23 protein-coding genes and 1 pseudogene are annotated in these 19,389 nt (G+C 37.4%); 21 read left to right on the top strand and 3 right to left on the bottom strand.

Annotation, left to right across the window (positions count from 1 at the left end; all coding sequences use genetic code 11):
• Positions 1-106: 106 nt before the first annotated feature.
• The 8 genes from NXS10_RS07245 to NXS10_RS07210 all read left to right on the top strand — a co-directional run bounded on the left by NXS10_RS07245 (position 107) and on the right by NXS10_RS07210 (position 6,222).
• Positions 107-697 carry an ATP-dependent Clp protease proteolytic subunit gene (locus tag NXS10_RS07245; protein WP_259139137.1) on the top strand — a complete coding sequence of 197 codons (591 nt, stop codon included), beginning with the start codon at positions 107-109 and terminating at the stop codon, positions 695-697.
• Between the two features lie 70 nt (positions 698-767).
• Positions 768-1,220, top strand: coding sequence for a YlbF/YmcA family competence regulator (locus NXS10_RS07240; protein ID WP_259139136.1), 453 nt, complete (start codon positions 768-770; stop codon positions 1,218-1,220).
• A complete protein-coding gene (locus NXS10_RS07235) occupies positions 1,210-1,512 on the top strand; it encodes a DUF2129 domain-containing protein (RefSeq protein ID WP_259139163.1) in 303 nt (100 codons plus the stop codon). The genes NXS10_RS07240 and NXS10_RS07235 overlap by 11 nt, the downstream gene beginning before the upstream one ends.
• 132 nt (positions 1,513-1,644) lie before the next feature.
• Positions 1,645-2,817, top strand: coding sequence for an ABC transporter substrate-binding protein (locus NXS10_RS07230; protein ID WP_259139135.1), 1,173 nt, complete (start codon positions 1,645-1,647; stop codon positions 2,815-2,817).
• 101 nt (positions 2,818-2,918) lie between these two features.
• Positions 2,919-3,788, top strand: a complete 870-nt coding sequence (locus NXS10_RS07225) for a branched-chain amino acid ABC transporter permease (RefSeq protein ID WP_259139134.1) — start codon at positions 2,919-2,921, stop codon at positions 3,786-3,788.
• A 3-nt stretch (positions 3,789-3,791) separates the two neighbouring features.
• A complete protein-coding gene (locus NXS10_RS07220) occupies positions 3,792-4,745 on the top strand; it encodes a branched-chain amino acid ABC transporter permease (RefSeq protein WP_259139133.1) in 954 nt (317 codons plus the stop codon).
• Positions 4,745-5,509: an ABC transporter ATP-binding protein gene (locus NXS10_RS07215; protein ID WP_259139132.1), complete on the top strand. Its 765-nt coding sequence runs from the start codon at positions 4,745-4,747 to the stop codon at positions 5,507-5,509. Before NXS10_RS07220 ends, NXS10_RS07215 begins: the two co-directional genes overlap by 1 nt.
• 8 nt (positions 5,510-5,517) lie before the next feature.
• Positions 5,518-6,222, top strand: a complete 705-nt coding sequence (locus NXS10_RS07210; protein WP_259139162.1) for an ABC transporter ATP-binding protein — start codon at positions 5,518-5,520, stop codon at positions 6,220-6,222.
• Positions 6,223-6,234: 12 nt separating this feature from the next.
• Here the strand turns inward: NXS10_RS07210 and NXS10_RS07205 are convergent, their stop codons facing one another.
• Positions 6,235-7,083: a beta-carotene 15,15'-monooxygenase gene (locus NXS10_RS07205; protein ID WP_259139131.1), complete on the bottom strand. Its 849-nt coding sequence runs from the start codon at positions 7,081-7,083 to the stop codon at positions 6,235-6,237.
• Between the two features lie 141 nt (positions 7,084-7,224).
• On the opposite strand from NXS10_RS07205, the gene NXS10_RS07200 reads away from it, so the two are divergent.
• The 12 genes from NXS10_RS07200 (at position 7,225) to NXS10_RS07145 (ending at position 16,562) form a co-directional block, all read left to right on the top strand.
• Positions 7,225-7,881, top strand: a complete 657-nt coding sequence (locus tag NXS10_RS07200; RefSeq protein ID WP_259139130.1) for a CBS domain-containing protein — start codon at positions 7,225-7,227, stop codon at positions 7,879-7,881.
• Positions 7,882-7,966: 85 nt separating this feature from the next.
• Entirely contained in the window at positions 7,967-8,611 is a 645-nt protein-coding gene (gene tmk, locus NXS10_RS07195; RefSeq protein WP_259139129.1) for a dTMP kinase, read from the top strand.
• Entirely contained in the window at positions 8,611-9,489 is an 879-nt protein-coding gene (locus NXS10_RS07190) for a DNA polymerase III subunit delta' (RefSeq protein ID WP_259139161.1), read from the top strand. The genes tmk and NXS10_RS07190 overlap by 1 nt, the downstream gene beginning before the upstream one ends.
• Complete coding sequence (locus NXS10_RS07185) at positions 9,486-10,286, top strand: PSP1 domain-containing protein (RefSeq protein WP_259139127.1); 801 nt, start codon at positions 9,486-9,488, stop codon at positions 10,284-10,286. The genes NXS10_RS07190 and NXS10_RS07185 overlap by 4 nt, the downstream gene beginning before the upstream one ends.
• The gene (yabA, locus tag NXS10_RS07180; protein ID WP_259139126.1) at positions 10,279-10,599 is read left to right on the top strand and encodes a DNA replication initiation control protein YabA; all 321 of its coding nucleotides are present in this window, start codon (positions 10,279-10,281) and stop codon (positions 10,597-10,599) included. The genes NXS10_RS07185 and yabA overlap by 8 nt, the downstream gene beginning before the upstream one ends.
• 2 nt (positions 10,600-10,601) lie before the next feature.
• Complete coding sequence (rsmI, locus tag NXS10_RS07175; protein WP_259139125.1) at positions 10,602-11,474, top strand: 16S rRNA (cytidine(1402)-2'-O)-methyltransferase; 873 nt, start codon at positions 10,602-10,604, stop codon at positions 11,472-11,474.
• A 143-nt stretch (positions 11,475-11,617) separates the two neighbouring features.
• On the top strand, positions 11,618-12,853 hold the full coding sequence (locus NXS10_RS07170) for an ammonium transporter (protein ID WP_259139124.1): 1,236 nt from the start codon (positions 11,618-11,620) through the stop codon (positions 12,851-12,853).
• Between the two features lie 18 nt (positions 12,854-12,871).
• Complete coding sequence (locus tag NXS10_RS07165; protein WP_259139123.1) at positions 12,872-13,213, top strand: P-II family nitrogen regulator; 342 nt, start codon at positions 12,872-12,874, stop codon at positions 13,211-13,213.
• Between the two features lie 125 nt (positions 13,214-13,338).
• On the top strand, positions 13,339-14,430 hold the full coding sequence (gene serC, locus NXS10_RS07160) for a 3-phosphoserine/phosphohydroxythreonine transaminase (RefSeq protein ID WP_259139122.1): 1,092 nt from the start codon (positions 13,339-13,341) through the stop codon (positions 14,428-14,430).
• Positions 14,431-14,480: 50 nt separating this feature from the next.
• Positions 14,481-15,656, top strand: a complete 1,176-nt coding sequence (locus NXS10_RS07155) for a phosphoglycerate dehydrogenase (protein WP_259139121.1) — start codon at positions 14,481-14,483, stop codon at positions 15,654-15,656.
• A gap of 333 nt (positions 15,657-15,989) precedes the next feature.
• Entirely contained in the window at positions 15,990-16,202 is a 213-nt protein-coding gene (locus NXS10_RS07150) for an MGMT family protein (protein WP_259139120.1), read from the top strand.
• Between the two features lie 12 nt (positions 16,203-16,214).
• Positions 16,215-16,562: an arsenate reductase family protein gene (locus NXS10_RS07145; protein WP_259139119.1), complete on the top strand. Its 348-nt coding sequence runs from the start codon at positions 16,215-16,217 to the stop codon at positions 16,560-16,562.
• Between the two features lie 34 nt (positions 16,563-16,596).
• On the opposite strand, the gene NXS10_RS07140 is transcribed toward NXS10_RS07145, so the two are convergent.
• Together NXS10_RS07140 and NXS10_RS07135 are read right to left on the bottom strand one after the other, a co-directional pair.
• Positions 16,597-17,424 carry an exodeoxyribonuclease III gene (locus tag NXS10_RS07140; RefSeq protein ID WP_259139118.1) on the bottom strand — a complete coding sequence of 276 codons (828 nt, stop codon included), beginning with the start codon at positions 17,422-17,424 and terminating at the stop codon, positions 16,597-16,599.
• 96 nt (positions 17,425-17,520) lie between these two features.
• Positions 17,521-18,241, bottom strand: a pseudogene (locus tag NXS10_RS07135) (DUF554 domain-containing protein).
• A gap of 189 nt (positions 18,242-18,430) precedes the next feature.
• Here NXS10_RS07135 and NXS10_RS07130 point away from each other — a divergent pair.
• Entirely contained in the window at positions 18,431-19,321 is an 891-nt protein-coding gene (locus tag NXS10_RS07130; RefSeq protein ID WP_259139117.1) for a LysR family transcriptional regulator, read from the top strand.
• The last annotated feature ends 68 nt before the right edge of the window (positions 19,322-19,389 follow it).

Genomic DNA, 19,389 nt, shown 5'->3' with positions numbered 1-19,389 from the left:
CAATTGACTATAATAGGTTCAGATTGATTATTAAAATTAGACATGGACTAAAGGGTGATAGTCACCGTTTCAATTTGTCCGAATATCTTAATAAAGGAGAAAAGATATGATTCCTGTAGTTATTGAACAAACGAGTCGCGGCGAACGCTCATACGATATTTATTCACGCCTTTTGAAGGATCGTATTATCATGTTGACTGGACCGGTTGAAGATAATATGGCTAACTCTATCATTGCCCAATTGTTATTCCTTGATGCGCAAGACAACACTAAAGATATTTACCTTTATGTTAATACTCCTGGTGGTTCTGTCTCAGCAGGACTCGCTATCGTTGATACAATGAACTTCATCAAATCAGATGTTCAAACGATTGTTATGGGGATGGCAGCTTCAATGGGGACAATTATTGCATCATCAGGTACAAAAGGTAAACGTTTCATGTTACCAAATGCTGAATATATGATTCACCAACCAATGGGTGGTACTGGTGGTGGTACACAACAAACAGATATGGCAATAGCTGCTGAACACCTTTTGAAAACACGTCAAAACTTGGAGCAAATTTTGGCTGACAACTCTGGCCAAACATTGGAAAAAATTCATGCTGATGCTGAGCGTGATAACTGGATGAGTGCGCAAGAAACACTGGAATATGGTTTTATTGATGAAATCATGGTCAACAACTCTTTACAATAATGACTAATCAAGCATTGATCGCTGGTGATTGATGCTTTTTTTGCATGTCAAAATAGTGTATAATGAAAGTATGTTAATCGTTGATAATCAATTGTTGGAGTTAGATGATGCAATAGAGGAGCTTGTCCTAGCTATAGTACAAACAGATGAAGCAAAAGCTTATCAGAACACCAAAGCAGCTTTTGATACAGATGATGTGTTACAAGATATGCTAGCAGATTTTAGTGCTAAAAAAGAAGATTATGAGAATTTGGCTGCTTACGGAACAGTTCTTCCAGAGGTTATGGATAAGAAAAAAGAACTTTACAAGCTTAAACGAAAACTTGATTTATATCCAACTGTTATAGCTTTTAGACAATCTGAGGTGGCTCTTCAAGAGCTTTTAGCAACCGTGGCAAAAGCCTTAGCTCAGGCAGTCTCCTCAAAAATTTTTGTAGATACAGGGCTGCCCCTTGCTCCTCATAAAGCTCCTCATAGAAAAAAGGGACGCACTATTAGAGAAAGTGATGAAGATGAACAGTAGTATGAAACGAAAGAGTTTAGCAATCTATCTTTATTATAACCGTGATGCAAAAAAGTTACAGAAATATGGTGATATTTTATATCACTCTAGGCGTATGCATTACGTGATTTTGTATATAGATGCGATTTTGTATAGAGATGTGATAACAGAATTAGAAAAATTAAAATTTATTAAAAAAGTAAGACCTTCGCAACAAGATGATATTGATAGAGATTTTGTTGGAAATCTTTCTAAAATTGCAGAAGAACAGATGGAACTGATACCTCAACAGGATATAACACTGATTAAATAGAGAGAAGAGAGTTTTTAGAAAACTTTTTGAATGATTTGCAATAAATGGGTAAAAAAACCTTGACAGTTTTCTGATAATTCTGTATCCTTATACATGTATTTCATTTTAAGATAGAATTAAGGAGAAAAACAGATGAAAAAAAAATTTGCTCTTGTAGCAGTTGCCTTTGTCACTACAGTTTTTTTAGCTTCTTGTAGTTCTCCGCCTAGCGTCAGCTCATCAGCAGCCGGCACAGAAATTGGTGAGACATTTAAGCTTGGTTTGAACTTTGAGTTGACAGGAAGTGTCTCTGCTTATGGTTCAGCTGAGAAAAAAGGTGCTATGATGGCAGTCGAAGAGTTGAACAAAGTCGGTGGCATTGATGGAAAGAAAATTGAAGTCACCTCTAAAGATAATAAATCTGATAATAGTGAAGCAGCAACAGTAGCGACGAGTCTTGCGACTCAAGAAAAAGTTAATGCTATCGTTGGTCCGGCGACTTCTGGAGCGACTGCTTCAGCAGCACCAAGTTCTCAGTTGGCAGGTGTTGCGTTAGTGACACCTTCTGGTACAACGGATGATTTAACCGTTACTAAAAAAGGTGAAACAAAAGAGTACGTCTTTAGAACAACCTTTATTGACAGCTATCAAGGTCAAATCCTTTCTACCTTTGCTTCTGATAAGTTAAAAGCTAAAAAGGTTATCCTTTATTATGATAACTCTAGTGATTATGGAAAAGGAATTGCAAAGGAATTTAAAAAGCACTACAAAGGGACTATCGTTAGTGAGCTTGCTTTTCAATCTGGAGATACAGACTTCCAATCTGCTCTAACTAATATCAAAAAACTTGACTTTGATGCTATCATCATGCCGGGTTATTACAATGAAACAGGTACTATTATCAAGCAAGCTCGTGAGATGGGCATTAGTCAGCCAATTGCTGGACCAGATGGCTTTGCGGATGCTAAACTCATAGAGTTAGCTGGTAAGAAAAATGTGAATGATATTTATTATATTTCAGGATTTTCAGCAGCTAGTTCTGAAAAGGCAGCAACTTTTGCTAAAAATTATGAGGAAAAATATGGAGAAAAACCTTCAATGTTTGCTGCCTTGGCCTATGACTCTGTTTATATGATTGCAAAGGCGAGTGAAAAAGCTGACAACTCAAAAGATATTGCAAAATCACTTGCTAAATTGAAAAATTTTGAAGGTGTGACAGGTAAGATGACGATGAATAGTAAGCACAATCCTGTCAAATCAGTACCTGTGATTGGTTTGACAAACGGTGAAGAAACATCATCTATAACCGTCAACCCCGATGAATAACAAATTTATATAGAGTAAGTAAGATGGGAAGTAGAGTGATTGAAGTCGTGTCAGGGTTCTTCTGCTTCCCTTATTATATGTTAGAAAGTTGGGTGAACAACATGTTACAACAGCTCGTTAATGGCCTTATCCTAGGAAGTGTTTATGCACTACTGGCGCTAGGATATACAATGGTTTATGGTATCATCAAATTGATTAACTTTGCTCACGGTGATATTTATATGATGGGAGCTTTTATTGGTTATTATTTCATCAATGCCTATCATATGAACTTCTTTGTGGCGCTTATCTTGACAATGCTAGTAACGGCTCTTTTAGGAGTAGTTATTGAATTTTTAGCTTATCGTCCATTGCGTCACTCAACTCGGATTGCCGCTTTGATTACAGCGATTGGAGTATCCTTTTTCTTGGAGTATATCATGGTCTATTTTGTTGGAGCTGATAAGCGTGCTTTTCCGCAAGCCATTGAGACGGTCAAATATAATTTAGGCTCTATTAGCATTACAAATGTGCAATTGATTATTCTTTGTGTTTCTATTATTTTGATGCTTGCTTTGCAGTTCATTGTTAAGCAGACAAAGATGGGTAAAGCGATGCGCGCTGTATCAGTCGATAGTGACGCTGCACAGTTGATGGGAATCGATGTCAACCATACTATTAGTTTTACCTTTGCTCTTGGATCAGCTTTAGCAGGAGCTGCAGGAGTATTAATTGGTCTTTATTACAATTCTATTGATCCTCTAATGGGAATGACACCAGGTATCAAAGCTTTCATTGCGGCAGTTCTTGGAGGAATTGGTATTATTCCTGGAGCTGCATTGGGCGGTGTGCTTATTGGATTGTTAGAAACTTTCTCTATCTCAGTTGGTTGGTCAAGTTTCAGAGATATTGTTGTTTATGCTGTTTTGATTATTATTTTACTCATTCGTCCAGCAGGTATTCTTGGGAAGAATGTAAAGGAGAAGGTGTAAAACATGAAACAAAATTTAAAACCGATACTTTCTTGGGCAGCTGTTATTGTCGTGATTTATCTACTTCTTGCTTTTTTAACAGGTACAGGTGTTTTGGGTGCTTACTACATTCAGATTATGATGGGAGTAGGTATCTCAATCATTATGGCGATGGGAACAAACTTAGTGCTTGGTTTTACAGGACAGTTTCCTTTGGGACAAGCGGGCTTTATGGCGATTGGGGCTTACGCAACAGCTATTATCACAGGTTACAATGACACTTATGCAGGATTTTATCTTTCAATGCTGATAGGTGTCTTGATTGCTGGTTTTATAGCCATTATTGTTGGTTTTCCAACACTCCGTTTAAAGGGAGATTATCTTGCTATTGCAACACTTGGGGTTGCAGAAATCATTCGTATCGCTATTGTCAATGGTGGTGAAGTAACTAATGGCGCAGCTGGACTCACTGATATTCTTCAATATACATCTTGGCCTGTTGTTTATGCCTTTGTTGTTGTGATTGCTATTTTGATGTTAAATTTTTTGCGTAGTTCTATTGGTCGCGAAGTTATCTCAGTGAGAGAAGATGAAATTGCAGCTGAATCAATGGGTGTTAACACTACAAAAATCAAAGTGATGACTTTTGCTTTTGCAGCGATGACAGCAAGTATAGCAGGATCTCTATACGTTGGCTATATCGGAACAGTCGTACCAAAAGATTTTACGATTATGAAATCAATTGATTATCTGATTATTGCTGTGTTGGGTGGTTTAGGTTCAATGACTGGTACGATTGTTGCTGCGATTGTGCTAGGTGTTTTGAATATGTATTTGCAGAATTTTTCTGATTTGCGTATGGTCATCTACTCTTTAGCACTCATTTTAGTTATGGTTTTTCGTCCAGGAGGGCTTCTTGGCACTCGTGAATTGAAACTGTCAACTCTTTTTAAGAAAGATAAGGAGGTCAAAAACTAATGGCACTTCTTGATGTCAAACATTTAACGAAAAATTTTGGTGGATTAACAGCTGTTGGTGATGTGACTTTGGAGCTGAACGAAGGAGAATTGGTAGGTCTTATCGGTCCCAATGGTGCTGGTAAAACAACGCTTTTTAACCTTTTGACAGGAGTGTACGAACCAAGTGAAGGGACGATTACACTTGATGGCAATTTGTTGAACGGCAAAAATCCTTATCGAATTGCAGCTCTCGGACTTTCACGTACCTTTCAAAATATTCGTCTCTTTAAGGAAATGACAGTTTTGGATAATGTGCTTGTCGGATTATCCAATAGCCACAAGACGAATCTTATCGCAGATTTTTTACGCTTACCGAGTCACTATAGTGGTGAAAAGGAGCTGAGAAAAAAAGCTTTAGACTTGTTAGCTATTTTTGATTTGAATGAAAAAGCAGATACATTAGCTAAAAATTTACCTTATGGACAACAACGTCGTCTAGAAATTGTTAGAGCTCTGGCTACTGAGCCCAAAATTTTATTTTTAGATGAACCTGCTGCTGGGATGAACCCTCAGGAAACAGCAGAATTAACCCAATTAATACGTCAAATTAAGGAAAAATTTAATATCACGATTATGTTGATTGAGCATGATATGAGTCTTGTCATGGAAGTAACTGAGCGTATCTATGTTCTTGAGTATGGACGTGTGATTGCTCATGGCACGCCAGATGAGATTAAAAGTGATAAGCGAGTGATTGAAGCTTATCTGGGAGGTGAAGCGTAGTGAGTGCCATGTTGACAGTTAACAATCTATCCATTCATTATGGTGTTATTCAGGCTGTGAAAAATGTCTCTTTTGAAGTGAATGAAGGTGAGGTTGTCACCCTTATCGGAGCTAATGGTGCTGGTAAAACATCTATTTTACGTACCATCTCGGGGCTTATTCGCCCAAGTGAAGGCTTTGTCACATTTTTAGGGGAGTCTATTGATAAAGCTCCTGCTCGAAAAATTGTTGCAAATGGTTTATCGCAAGTTCCAGAAGGGCGTCATGTTTTTTCGGGCTTAACCGTTATGGAAAATCTAGAAATGGGCGCTTTCTTGCACAATGACCGTGAGCAAAATCAAAAAAATCTTAAAATGATTTTCGACCGTTTCCCACGGTTAGAAGAACGCAAAAATCAAGATGCTGCAACTTTGTCAGGTGGTGAGCAACAAATGCTTGCCATGGGGCGTGCATTGATGAGTCGCCCTAAATTGCTTCTTCTTGATGAACCTTCGATGGGACTTGCACCGATTTTCATTCAAGAAATTTTTGATATTATCCAAGATATACAAAAACAAGGCACAACTGTCCTTTTAGTTGAACAAAATGCAAATAAAGCGTTAGCTATCGCCAATCGTGGTTATGTGTTAGAAACAGGAAAAATTGTTCTCTCAGGAACTGGGCAAGAGTTACTGGCTTCTGATGAGGTACGTAAAGCTTATCTTGGTGGTTAAAAAAGCAGGAGCCTAAGCTTCTGCTTTTTTAATAATTTTGAAATTGTGATGAGCTATGACAATCATGGAAATTCCTAAAATAATCAAGATAAAAAAAATACTCGTTCCTAAAAGAATAGTCATCAAGCGTTGAAAGTTAGGTTCTCCTTTACCATAAAGTCTTAATAACATGGTTTGTAGGAAAAAGAGAGAAAAGAGCGATGTTGCAAAATTGATTGGGCGAACAGATCTGAGTTGAGGGCTTCGGTTGCTTTTTGATGACAATAAATGAACAAGGCTACTAATAAGATTGATAAAAGTCATCAAAGCTATGAAATAAACCATAAAAGGATATTGGATATGTACGTTATCCCTTCCAGATGATACAAAAATGACCACAAGGTGAAAAATAATGGCAGATAGGATGAGAAAATAACCTAATCGCCTATAGAGTTGCCAAAAAAAGATAGGACTATTCTCTTTGTGTAAAAATCGGACTATAGACGATTTACTGAGTGCAAAGATGAAGTGATATAACGCATAGATAAAATACCAAGATGATTTGGTAAAAAATCCAACGCTAATCGCAAAGAAAACATAGCAGATGTTATAAATCAAACTAATATGTGTGCTAATCAAAAGCTTTAGATAAGTATTTTGTAAAAAGCGACTATGTTGTCTCACGCTTTGACACAAAGCGATAAGAATCAAAATATCTCCAAAAGCGAAAAAGGCGGATAAGTAAGAAGCGATGTATTTTAGAAATGGCATATCATCAAAAACGTTCTCAATGACAGATATCCCTAAAACTAGCATGACACCATTAAGTAAAACCACTCCTACCCAGTATCTTTTTGTCAGACCTAATATTTTTTCAAACATGCTTACTCTCTGTCTCGTTTTTTCTTTTCGGTGCTATTATAGCAAAATCTCTTATTTTTGAAAAGATGACAAGAAAACGATGAAAAAAGTGATATAATATAGACTAGAAATAGTTTTCATTTTTAGAAAGAGGAGGGAATTATGGCAGTTAAAGATTATATGACAAAAAAGGTTGTTTTCATCTCACCAGATACTACGGTGGCACAAGCAACAGATCTTCTTCGTGAGCAAGGTTTACGTCGTTTACCAGTGATTGAAAATGACAAGCTTGTAGGTATTGTTACAGAAGGGGTTATGGCAGAAGCAACACCATCAAAAGCAACAAGTCTATCTATCTATGAAATGAATTACTTGCTTAATAAGACTAAAATTCGTGATCTTATGGTTAGGAAAGTCTACACAGTGTCACGTTATGCCAGTCTTGAAGATGCTATCTACATCATGATGAAACATAATGTGGGAGTTTTGCCTGTTGTCGATAATAATCAAGTCTATGGTATTATCACAGATAAAGATATTTTCAAAGCTTTTCTAGAGGTCTCAGGATATGGGGAAGTTGGAACCCGTCTTGTGCTTTTAGGTGAGGATAGTGTTGGCACACTAGCCAAAGCAGTTGATGCTATTGCTAAAGCAGAAATTAATATCAGACGGACTGTGATAGCAGAACATAAGTCTGGTCAGTCAACTATCGAGATACAGCTAGAAGGACATCATTCTGACGATAAGGTCAAATCCATTTTTTCAGAGGTTCCTGTCATTATTGAGGCTGTCGAGCAAACGCAGGCTAAGGCTTTATAAGTGAAAATACCTGCTCTGTTGAGCGGTGTTTTTTTGTTGATTTTTTGATACAATAGAAGAAAATGGTAAAGGAGCGCTATAGGTTATGACAAATGGTTACTTGCTATCATTTGAAGGACCAGATGGAGCAGGCAAAACAACGGTTTTAGAGATGCTTTTTCCTCTCTTAAAGGAAAAAGTTTCTCAGCCTATTTTAATCACTCGTGAACCTGGTGGCGTTCAGATTTCGGAGCGTATTCGTGATGTGATTTTAGATATTAATCATACACAGATGGACAGTAAGACTGAGCTTTTACTTTATATCGCTGCTAGACGCCAGCATTGGGTAGAAAAGGTAGCACCCGCTTTGGAAGAAGGTCATCTTGTTTTGATAGATCGTTTTATTGATAGTTCAGTTGCCTATCAAGGGGCGGGACGAGGGCTTGATAAGGAGGCAATTAGTTGGTTAAATGATTACGCTACAGATAAAAGACAGCCTGATATGACGCTGTACTTTGATGTACCATCTGAAGTAGGACTAAAGAGGATTAGCCAAAATGAAAATCGTGAGATTAATCGTTTGGATTTAGAAGCGCTAGAACTTCACCAGAAGGTTAGAAGTGGCTATTTGGCACTAGTTAATAGCAATCATGATCGTATAGTGACTATTGATGCGACAAAACCATTAAATGAAGTGGTTAAAATAGCTTATAGCCATATCATTGGATTTTTGGAGAAACATTCGATATGATGACAGAGATAAAACAACTTCAACCAACACTTTTTCAGCAATTTAAAACCATTTTACAGATGGATAGTCTCAGTCATGCTTATCTCTTTTCGGGTGGTTTTGCGAGTTTTGAGATGGCTTTATTTTTAGCACAGAGTCGTTTCTGTGACAATCTCCAAAATAAGCTTCCCTGCGGTGTTTGTCGTTCTTGTCGTTTAATTTCCCAAGGTGAATTTTCTGATGTCAAGTTGATAGTACCTAATGGTAATGTCATTAAAACGGACACCATTAGAACTTTGATTAAAGAATTTTCACAATCTGGTTTTGAGGGAAAAAGTCAGGTATTCATTATCAAGGACTGCGAAAAAATGCATGTCAATGCTGCCAATAGTCTTCTAAAAGTTATCGAAGATCCTCAAAGTTCGGTTTTGATTATTTTATTAACTAACGATGAAAATCAAGTATTAGCGACTATAAAAAGTCGCACTCAAATTTTTCGTTTTCCAAAAAATCAATTATATCTTGAGAACGAGGCTGAACAGAAAGGCTTTCTAAAGAGTCAAGCTTATCTTTTAGCTAGTGTAGCAAAGGATAAGTCAGACTTGGAGCGGTTGATGGCTAATAAGCAAAGTTTGACACTAATCAACGAGTGTCAAGAGTTTGTAGACTTATTGCTCAAAAATCGCTATCAAGCTTATCTGGAGGTCTCACGCTTAGTAGCACTAGTAGGTGACAAGCCAGAACAGGATATTGCTTATCAATTTTTGACCTTGCTACTCGCTAAAAATCTTTCTGAAAAAAAGGTTCGAAAGCTTTTAGAAGAGTTACATCATTCTTATGATATGTGGCGAAGAAATGTCAGTTTTCAAAATGCATTAGAATATATGGTATTATCATGACACAAGTAGTAAAAATTAAAGATATAGAAACAGGACAAGTGAGCTATCTAGAAAGTAAAAAAACCTTTTTGCTTGAGAGTTTTGTTGTGGTTAAGCAGAAAAAAGGAATACACTTGGCACAAGTTATTACAGCTCCCAGAGAGATAGAGGTAAATCATTTACCTAGCAAACTTCCATCTTTTGTAAGACAAGCAAATCAGCGTGATTTTCAGATAGCAGAAACAAATCGTCAGTTGGCAAATGATGTTTTTAATGATGTTAATGTTCTCATCAAACAAAGCGGATTAAAAATGCGTTTAGTGACAATTAGTTTTCCTCTTGATCGTGACCATGTCCTAATCACTTTTACTGCCGATGGGCGTGTTGACTTTAGGGGATTGCTACGTGATTTAGCGAGCTATTTTCGCATGCGGATTGAACTGCGTCAAATCAATACTAGAGAAGAAGCAAAAGTATACGGCGGTCTTGGACCTTGTGGTAGACTACTTTGCTGTTCCACTTTTTTAGGAGAGTTTCCGCCTGTCTCTATCAAGATGGTGAAAAATCAAAGGCTTTCAATGGCATCGGGTAAAAATAATGGATTATGTGGACGATTAAAATGTTGCCTCAGCTATGAAGATGATTTTTACGAAGAAGCGATGACCGATTTTCCCGATGTTGGTGAGTTTATTGAGACTCAAGATGGTCAGGGAGAAGTTCTTGCTATTGATGTTTTTGCTAAAACCATCAAAGTCTCCCTGAAAGGAGCGGTGGTTCCTGTTATTTATACCTTGGAGGAGTTTTTATCACATGGATAAAAAAGAATTGTTTGATGCTTTTGATGATTTGACTCAAAATTTGATGGTAACTCTAGCAGAAGCGGATACATTAAAAAAACAATTTCAACAGCTCATTGAAGAAAATGCTCAATTACGTATTGAAAATACTAAGTTAAGAGAGCGTTTGGGACAATTAGAACATGAAAAGCAGGCTAAAAACTCAATACAAGGGAAAGAGCATCTAGGTAGTATCTATGAAGACGGCTTTCATATTTGCAATTCTTTTTATGGACAACGTCGTGAAAATGGAGAAGAGTGTATGTTCTGTCAAGAGTTATTAGATAGAGGTTAGCTATGCAAATACAAAAAAGTTTCACAGATAACCAAGAGACAGGCAGACTCTATTTGGTGCCTACTCCTATTGGTAACTTAAAAGACATGACCTATCGAGCGGTTGAAACACTAGAAGAGGTCGATTTTATCTGTGCAGAGGACACGAGAAATACAGGGCTTCTTTTAAAGCATTTTGAGATTACGACAAAGCAAATCAGTTTTCATGAGCATAATGCTTTTGAGAAAATCCCCTATCTCCTTGATTTACTGATTTCTGGAAAATCGTTAGCACAGGTTTCTGATGCAGGGTTGCCATCAATTTCTGATCCTGGGCATGATTTAGTTGTAGCAGCTATTGAAAAGAATATCCCTGTTGTGGCACTTCCTGGTGCTAGTGCTGGTATTACAGCGCTTATAGCTAGTGGACTAGTGCCACAGCCTCATCTATTTTATGGTTTTATTCCTCGTAAAAAAGGGCAACAGCAAGCTTTCTTTGAGGAGAAAAAAGATTACCCTGAAACACAGATTTTCTATGAATCTCCTCACCGTGTTGCGAGTACACTAGCTAATATGGAGGGTATTTATGGTAATCGTCAAGTAGTTTTAGTGAGAGAATTAACCAAGGTTTTTGAGGAATATCAGCGTGGTCGCATTCAAGAAATTTTAGATAGGATTACCCAGATACCATTAAAGGGAGAGTGTTTGATTATTGTTTCTGGGAAAACGCAAAATAAAGAGTTAAAAAACCTAACATCTGATATTGACTTGATACAAGCTGTCAAAATTCTCATTTCTAATGGTACAAAGCCTACGCAAGCTATTAAAAGAGTGGCAAAAGAGTTTGGGAAAACACGCCAATACGTTTATAACGCCTATCATCAACTGAATAAGTAAGCGAGCAGTATTGTTCGCTTACTTATTTTTTAGTTAACAAGACATGTTTATTAAAAAGAAAATTCAGAAAAATCAGAAAAAGCTATTGACTTACTTAAATTATTGTGTTATATTATCTAACATAATAATTTGGAGGAACATTTATGAATAATGGTAGTTTAGCTTTCATGTTTATTTGTACCGGCTTGGTATTTTTTATGATATTTGGTTTGGCTTTCTTTTACGGAGGGCTTGGTAGACGTAAAAATGTTATCAATAATATGATGATGTGTGTTGTACCGATTGCTATAGGAACGTTGCTATGGTTTGCAGTAGGTTATTCATTATCGTTTAGTGGAAATGGAAGTTTTATCGGTAATTTTGAACATCTCTTTTTTGCAGGAGTTAGTGAGGCGAAAAGTAGTAGAGGTTTAGATATTCCGGACGCCTTGTTTGCTGTATTTCAGATGATGTTTTCTATTATAGCGGTGGCGATTTTAACAGGGTCTGCTGCAGGTCGTATGCGCTTTATGCCACTGGTTATTTTCGTGACTTTCTGGCTTTTATTAGTCTACTATCCATTTGCTCATATGGTGTGGGACGAAGGTTTTTTAGCTCAATTAGGCACTATTGACTTTGCAGGGGGAGATGTAGTTCATATCAGTTCTGGTGTTTCTGGCTTGGTCTTAGCGCTGATGTTAGGAAAGAGGCGAGATTATCAACGCTTGGGATATCGTCCGCATAATGTTCCCTTTGTCCTACTGGGAGCAGGTATTCTTTGGCTAGGTTGGTTTGGTTTTAATGCTGGTTCTGCTCTCTCAGCTAATAGTCTAGCAGTTCATGCTTTAGTAACAACTCATTTGTCTGCAGCAGCAGCTATGTTTTCATGGTTAATCATTGAATTTTGTCTTGCCAAAAAAGTTTCCCTTGTTGGAGCATCTACTGGACTGATTGCGGGGCTTGTTGCCATAACACCTGCAGCTGGTTATGTATCTGCATGGAGTTCTGTTTTGATAGGTCTTTTAGTCAGTCCCATCTGTTATTTTGCTATTTCTGTTTTGAAACATCGTCTGGGTTATGATGATGCTCTAGATGCTTTTGGTTGTCACGGTGTTGGTGGAATTTTTGGTGGTATAGTGACAGGTATTTTTACTTTACCTAGCTTAGCCTTAGATAAACAGAATATCGGTATTATCTATGGTAATGGTCATCTGTTATGGGTCACGATTATTGCCATCCTTGTGACAGTAATTTGGTCTGCGGTAGCCACTTTTGTCATTGTTGCAGTTATTAAAAAAATCATGCCGATTCGTGTTACAGATCACGCCGAAGCGATTGGTCTTGATGATAGTGAGCACGGTGAGACAGCCTACCCAACCTTTATGGGACTAGACTCATAGTATAGAAAGGATTTTACAATGAAAAAAATAGAAGCGATTATCCGTTCGGATAAACTAGAAGATTTAAAAGAAGCAATGACAAAAAAAGGAATTGCTAGGGGGATGACAGTATCCCAAGTCTTAGGTTATGGTAATCAAAAAGGTTTTGCAGAGTATGTTCGTGGTCAAAAAGTTATCCCAACACTTCTTGCTAAAGTTAAAGTAGAAGTGGTCACTAAAGACAATGATGTCGAAAAAATAGTGGATTTAGTGAGAGAAGCTGTACAAACTGGCGATGTTGGTGATGGTAAAATTTTTATCCTCCCTATTGATGATGTGATTAGGATTAGAACGGGTGAGCATGGAGCAGATGCTCTGTAAGATAAAGTAGAAGAGGAAGGTTAGTCTTCCTTTTCTTTTTGAGAAAAAAGGGTAAAAAGCTTTATAAATCTTTACAAAATTCTGAAAATTATGTTATAATCATAAGATATAACGGAGGTATTCTTATGACAATTTATAATTTTTCTGCAGGACCTGCAGTGTTGCCAAAACCAGTGCTGGAGAAGGCACAGAGTGAGTTTCTTGATTATCAAGGTAGTGGGATGAGTGTTCTGGAGATGTCTCACCGTTCCAGTGAATTTGATACAATCATCAAGACTGCTGAATTAACCTTGCGAGAGTTAATGGAAATTCCAGATAATTATAAAGTTATTTTTCTACAAGGAGGTGCCTCCACTCAGTTTTCAATGATTCCACTCAATTTTGCAAAAAAAGGTAAAGCTTACTACCTTGTAGGTGGTTCTTGGGGAAGAAAGGCTTACTCTGAGGCTGTTAAGCTTTCAAAAACCATTCCATTTGAGCCTATTTTATTAGCATCATCTGAAAAAGACAGCTTTAACCATATTCCAACTTTTGAAGCTCAAGAGATTGATTCTAGTGCATCTTATGTGCATATCACAACGAATAACACTATTGAGGGAACAGCTATTTATGATTTACCGGATACCAACGGTGTACCTATCATTGCTGATATGTCTTCTAATATCTTAGCTGTACGTTACAATGTAGAGGATTTTGCAATGATTTATGCAGGTGCTCAAAAAAATATTGGACCTGCTGGGGTGACGGTGGTCATTGTACGTGAGGATTTTTTAAATGACACACCGACCTTATCTAGTATGCTTGATTATCGCATTCAAGCCGAGGCTAGATCTCTCTACAACACCCCACCAGCTTACAGTATCTATATTTCAAAACTTGTTTTTGATTGGGTTAAAGAAATGGGTGGTGTTGATCGAATGGAGGCGATTAATCGTGAGAAATCACAGTTGCTTTACGATTACATTGAGCAATCTGATTTTTATACTAGCCCTGTCATTCACAGAAAAGATCGTTCAGTTGCTAACATTCCTTTTGTGACACCAAGTAAAGAGCTTGATAGCAAGTTTGTGGCTGAGGCAACACCACTTGGTTTTAAAAACATAAAAGGTCACCGCTCTGTAGGTGGTATGCGTGCTAGCCTTTATAATGCTTTCCCACGTCAGGGGGTTGTTGACTTGATTGCGTTTATGAAAACATTTGAAAAAGAAAATAACTAAGAGTTGTTAATACAAAGAGAAGGGCGTTAGTCATAACGAGTGTGATGAATATGGTTTTTAGCGTTAGAACGTATAATAATATTAATCAGATTGGTCTTAAAGAGTTAGGAAATCAGTTCCAAGTAGATGGTGATAAAGCGGACAACCCAGATGCTTTTATTATTCGCAGTCAAAACCTTCATGGAAAAACTTTTCCAGACAATTTAAAAGCAATTGCAAGAGCAGGAGCAGGAACAAATAATATCCCAATTGATGAGGCAACAGAGCAAGGAATTGTTGTCTTTAACACACCAGGAGCCAATGCAAATGCGGTTAAAGAAGCTGTTATAGCGTCTTTGCTGTTGTCTGCTCGTGATTATATCGCAGCTAATACTTGGGTAAATCAGCTAGAAGGTGACGATATTTCTAAGCAAGTTGAGGCGGGGAAAAAGCAGTTTGCAGGAAGTGAGATTGCTGGAAAGACACTTGGTGTCATAGGTCTTGGAGCTATTGGTGCGCGTATTGCAAATGATGCTAGGCGTCTTGGTATGAATGTCCTTGGTTATGATCCCTATGTTTCTATAGAGGCAGCTTGGAATATTTCAAGTCATGTAAAGCGTGTCAATGATTTGAAAGAAATCTTTGCCCATTCTGACTATATCACAGTTCATGTTCCTTTGACAGATGATACTCGCCATACCTTTGATAAAGCTGCTTTTGCTAACATGACAAAAGGTACAACTATTATCAATTTTGCGCGTGCAGAATTGGTTGATAATCAAGCCCTTTTTGATGCGATTGAAACAGGTGTTGTCAAGCATTATGTGACAGACTTTGGAGATAAAGAATTGTTAGGAAAAGAGCGTATTACGGTCTTTCCACATGTAGGAGGGTCAACAGCAGAAGCAGAGCTCAATTGTGCGATTATGGCCGGTAAAACAATTCGTCGTTTTATGGAAACGGGTGAAATTATCAATTCAGTTAACTTTCCGCGTGTGGAGCAAGTGTTAGTTGCACCTTATCGGATTACCTTAATCAATAAGAACGTTCCAAATATCGTCGCTCGTATCTCTACTGCTGTATCAGATTTGGGCATTAACATCGATAATATTATTAATCGCTCTAAGGGTGATTATGCTTATACACTTTTGGATCTTGACGAAGATGACAGAGCAAAAATCAATCAATTAGTTGCAAAATTTGAAGCAAGTGATAATATCGTACGTGTACGCTTGATTGAAAGATAAGGCGATATTTAATGTGAGAAAGGCTATTTTAAGCATAACATCTATCATGGTATGCAAAACGGTTTATATTTCACCAATAGGATAGCTATCTTTAGTTGCAATTGATGAAGCATTGATAGGGTCTTGGTTTTTAGGGCAAAAGTATTACGAGGCTAGGTTAGATGAAGTTGAAATCCAACAAACAAATTCATCTGTCTTGAGAAAAACTATGTTTTGGTTAGATTCTTACTTTGCTGGAGTTAGTACATTTAATACCCCCCTTTTCTTACCTATAGGAACCCCTTTTTAGCAAAAAGTCTGGCAAGTGCTAGAGACGTTCCAAAAGGAGATGTTGTGACTTACGGCAACATTGTAAATCGTTTATTATGCCATTCTGCTCAAGCAGTCGGTAGCGCCATTAGTCGCAATCCCTTAGCTATCTTTGTGCTCTACTACAGAGTGCTGAGCTCTAAAGGGAAATTGACGGTTTATGCTGCTGACCTAGAGAAAAAGCTATGGTTGCTCGAGCATGAAGGTGTAGATGTGACTCAAAACCTTTCATTGTAAAAAGGAGAAGAAATGTTACAATTTTATCAGTATCCACCTTGTTCAACCTGTAAGCGAGCTAAAAGTGAGCTTGAACAGTTAGGACTTGATTTTGACGATATTAATATCAAAGAAAATCCACCGCAAGTAGATGTACTTAAAAAGTGGCTAGAACAGAGTCACTTTGAGCTTAAACAGTTTTTTAATACTAGTGGTCAAGTTTATCGTGACTTAGGATTAAAGGATAAGCTAGCGACAATGAGTGAGAAAGAAGCTCTGGAATTACTGGCTAGCAATGGCATGCTCATCAAACGTCCTCTGCTTGTTAAGGATGGTGAACTTCTTCAGATTGGTCATCGAACAAGTTATAAAGAGTTATGAAACAAATAAAAAATACTGGTTAAGCCAGTATTTTTTATAAATCAATTTCCAATACAATAGGTGTATGATCTTGTCGGCTACCAGAGTCTATCATATCAGATTTTATAATTTTATCTGCGATACGATTGCTGGTCAACCAGTAATCAATACGCCAGCCTGAGTTATTGATTTTACTAGTCTTACTGCGTTGAGCCCACCAGCTATAAACACCTGAAATATCTCCGTGGATGTAGCGAAAAGTATCGGTGAATCCTTTGTTTAATAATTGTGTAAAACCGTGACGTTCTTCATCTGTAAAACCAGGGGAACGACGATTGGCACTGGGGTGTGCAAGGTCAATTTCCTTGTGAGCAACGTTGTAATCTCCAGTAGCTAGGACAGGTTTTTTCGCATCTAATGTTGCCAGATAATTAGCATATTTTTTATCCCATACTTGGCGTTCTGCTAGACGTCTGAGTCCATCACCGGCATTTGGTGTGTATACTTGTGTGACAAAAAAATTATCAAACTCAAGGGTAATGATACGCCCTTCACAGTCCATAGGAGATGGTGCATCTATCTCAGGATAAGTAATGAGAGGGCTTAGCGATTTGCGGTATAAAAATAGAGTACCGGCATAGCCTTTTCTTGCAGGTTCAACAGATGAGCGCCAAGCAATGATATGGTCTGGAAAGTAGTTTTCTAAACTAGCCATATGTTTTTTAGTTGGTCCTTTGCTAGAGAGTTTTGTTTCTTGAATGGCAATGATATCTGCGTTTTCTTTAACCATTTTGTCAAGCACTTTACGAGAAAGTAATGCACGATCAGACTCACCTGTTAGTGCAGCGTTTAGCGAATCAATATTCCAAGATATGAGTTTCATAAGCATCCTTTAGTATTTTTTACCCTCATTATAGCAAAAAAGTACAGATTTTGCCTTGTCTGTGCTTGTCTTTTAGATATTTTTTAATGCTCATTTTTATAGCAATGGTAAAATGATGTTAACCCAAAACCAAGAAAGTGGTATGACGAGAATCATGGTTGGTATCATGTCGGCAATTGGGAACATTTTCAGTTTGACCATACGGAAACCTGTGGCAAGCATTAGAAAACCACCGCAGGCTTTGAAATCAGCAATCATATCAGATGTTGTAAGTGGCACGATGAAGGCTGATAAGAAGAGGCAGCAGAAAATGATAAATTGTGGAATGGCAACAAGTGATACCACATAACCTAGATTACAAGCAAAAATAGCTGCTGTGAAGAAGTTTAAAATTGATTTTGAAATCAAGATTGTTGTGTCTCTAGTCATCCCTGCATCTAGACTACCATAAATACCAGTACTGCTTGCGCAGAAAAGTACGATAACAGTTAACAAGGTAGCAAGCTAATCTTCATGAGATAGTGATGAATGGTCGTTTGGCACGATTTTTGCCATGCTACGTTGCATGAGGGCACCACCTTTGTTAATCCAATCACCAAGATGGAGAGCAAGTCCACCCCCTGTTCCGATAACGATGGCAAAGATAACAGCGGACAGATATTTCATCAATCCGATAGATGAAATATCCATTCCCATTGAGCAGATCCTTTATATTGATTTGTGTCTTGAAGTCTTCTGATAATTTGTTTCCCACAAGATTACCTAGTAGCCCTCCAAAAACAACTGATAGGGCATTAATGATGACGCCAGTAGATATACAGTTTTCTTCCTTCATAAGAACAAAGTCATTAACAGTTTGAAAACATTAGTGTTGACTGCTAGACCGTGTTCTATTATTGTGAATTCTTTCTTTTCTGATACATTTTAACCCCAATTTAAAAAAACAATTCAGTTTTTTGTGCTATATTATTCTAAAATGGAATAGTATTAAGAATAGGAGTAGGAGATGAATTTTCAAAAATTTCAAGTCTTTCTTAGCTTGTGTGAAACGTTGAATTACACCGAGACAGCAGAACAACTTTATACAACGCAAGGAAGCATTTCAAAGCAAATCATTGCGCTTGAAAAAGAGTTGGGTGTGATTTTGTTTAATCGTAAACATCGTCACATTTCTCTGACAGAAGAAGGGGAGATTGTGCGAGCTTATGTTCAAAAGATTATGGGCACTTTTCAAGAAATGCAAGAAAAATTAGAGGATTTATCTGAACAAGAAAAACATAAACTAACCATTCATGGTATTCCGAGTATGTCTTCTTATCACATTATTTCAGATATTGCAGCTTTTCAAAAGCAGTATCCTGATTACACGGTTGTTGTTGAGGAAGAAGAGACTAATCAGCTGATGCATAATTTAGATGATGGCATCTGCGATGTGGTCTTTATGCGCTCTTTTACCAAAGCTAATTCTAATATTTATGATAGTCTGACCTTGGATTATGATCGTTTTGTTTTGGTTTTGCCTGAAAATCATCCACTAGCTAACAAGGAAAAACTTGATTTGGCTGAATTGAAAGATGAGACATTCTTCCAACTTGGCAATAAAACGCAGTTGCTCCAAAAAGTACGAGAACTTTGTCACACCTATGGTTTTGAACCGAAAATGGGCTATCAAGGAAATCGTATCAATCTCATCATTGACTTTATTGAAAAAGAAATGGGTGTTTCGGTGATGATGGAAAAATTGGTTGCACCGTTTAAAACGAAAGCAATTATATGTCGTCCGTTGGAGGTTGATATGGTGTCAGAAATGAATCTAATCCGTCGTAAGAAGAAAACAACACCAGCTTTGGATGTATTCTGGAAAGGAATGCAAGAAAAATATTCCAAACAGGAATAGGAAAATGCCTAACTTGAATTGTTTATCGGTGATTGGAGGTTTACACTTTTAATATGAAATCTTTAAGA

Origin of the sequence: Streptococcus sciuri, from assembly GCF_024814375.1 — a bacterium.
GTDB classification, from domain to species: Bacteria; Bacillota; Bacilli; order Lactobacillales; family Streptococcaceae; genus Streptococcus; species Streptococcus sciuri.
This window is presented reverse-complemented; position numbering and strand designations above follow the sequence as displayed.

What these genes read in the sequence shown, in the direction of transcription:
- NXS10_RS07165 (WP_259139123.1), top strand. Translation starts at nt 12,872, where the DNA reads ATGAAAAAAATAGAAGCGATTATCCGTTCGGATAAACTAGAAGATTTA.
- NXS10_RS07230 (WP_259139135.1), top strand. Translation starts at nt 1,645, where the DNA reads ATGAAAAAAAAATTTGCTCTTGTAGCAGTTGCCTTTGTCACTACAGTT.
- NXS10_RS07245 (WP_259139137.1), top strand. Translation starts at nt 107, where the DNA reads ATGATTCCTGTAGTTATTGAACAAACGAGTCGCGGCGAACGCTCATAC.
- NXS10_RS07235 (WP_259139163.1), top strand. Translation starts at nt 1,210, where the DNA reads ATGAACAGTAGTATGAAACGAAAGAGTTTAGCAATCTATCTTTATTAT.
- NXS10_RS07215 (WP_259139132.1), top strand. Translation starts at nt 4,745, where the DNA reads ATGGCACTTCTTGATGTCAAACATTTAACGAAAAATTTTGGTGGATTA.
- rsmI (WP_259139125.1), top strand. Translation starts at nt 10,602, where the DNA reads ATGCAAATACAAAAAAGTTTCACAGATAACCAAGAGACAGGCAGACTC.
- yabA (WP_259139126.1), top strand. Translation starts at nt 10,279, where the DNA reads ATGGATAAAAAAGAATTGTTTGATGCTTTTGATGATTTGACTCAAAAT.
- NXS10_RS07145 (WP_259139119.1), top strand. Translation starts at nt 16,215, where the DNA reads ATGTTACAATTTTATCAGTATCCACCTTGTTCAACCTGTAAGCGAGCT.
- NXS10_RS07205 (WP_259139131.1), bottom strand. Translation starts at nt 7,083, where the DNA reads ATGTTTGAAAAAATATTAGGTCTGACAAAAAGATACTGGGTAGGAGTG.
- NXS10_RS07240 (WP_259139136.1), top strand. Translation starts at nt 768, where the DNA reads ATGTTAATCGTTGATAATCAATTGTTGGAGTTAGATGATGCAATAGAG.
- NXS10_RS07155 (WP_259139121.1), top strand. Translation starts at nt 14,481, where the DNA reads ATGGTTTTTAGCGTTAGAACGTATAATAATATTAATCAGATTGGTCTT.
- NXS10_RS07170 (WP_259139124.1), top strand. Translation starts at nt 11,618, where the DNA reads ATGAATAATGGTAGTTTAGCTTTCATGTTTATTTGTACCGGCTTGGTA.
- NXS10_RS07220 (WP_259139133.1), top strand. Translation starts at nt 3,792, where the DNA reads ATGAAACAAAATTTAAAACCGATACTTTCTTGGGCAGCTGTTATTGTC.
- NXS10_RS07140 (WP_259139118.1), bottom strand. Translation starts at nt 17,424, where the DNA reads ATGAAACTCATATCTTGGAATATTGATTCGCTAAACGCTGCACTAACA.
- NXS10_RS07225 (WP_259139134.1), top strand. Translation starts at nt 2,919, where the DNA reads ATGTTACAACAGCTCGTTAATGGCCTTATCCTAGGAAGTGTTTATGCA.
- tmk (WP_259139129.1), top strand. Translation starts at nt 7,967, where the DNA reads ATGACAAATGGTTACTTGCTATCATTTGAAGGACCAGATGGAGCAGGC.
- NXS10_RS07185 (WP_259139127.1), top strand. Translation starts at nt 9,486, where the DNA reads ATGACACAAGTAGTAAAAATTAAAGATATAGAAACAGGACAAGTGAGC.
- NXS10_RS07200 (WP_259139130.1), top strand. Translation starts at nt 7,225, where the DNA reads ATGGCAGTTAAAGATTATATGACAAAAAAGGTTGTTTTCATCTCACCA.
- NXS10_RS07190 (WP_259139161.1), top strand. Translation starts at nt 8,611, where the DNA reads ATGACAGAGATAAAACAACTTCAACCAACACTTTTTCAGCAATTTAAA.
- NXS10_RS07130 (WP_259139117.1), top strand. Translation starts at nt 18,431, where the DNA reads ATGAATTTTCAAAAATTTCAAGTCTTTCTTAGCTTGTGTGAAACGTTG.
- serC (WP_259139122.1), top strand. Translation starts at nt 13,339, where the DNA reads ATGACAATTTATAATTTTTCTGCAGGACCTGCAGTGTTGCCAAAACCA.
- NXS10_RS07210 (WP_259139162.1), top strand. Translation starts at nt 5,518, where the DNA reads ATGTTGACAGTTAACAATCTATCCATTCATTATGGTGTTATTCAGGCT.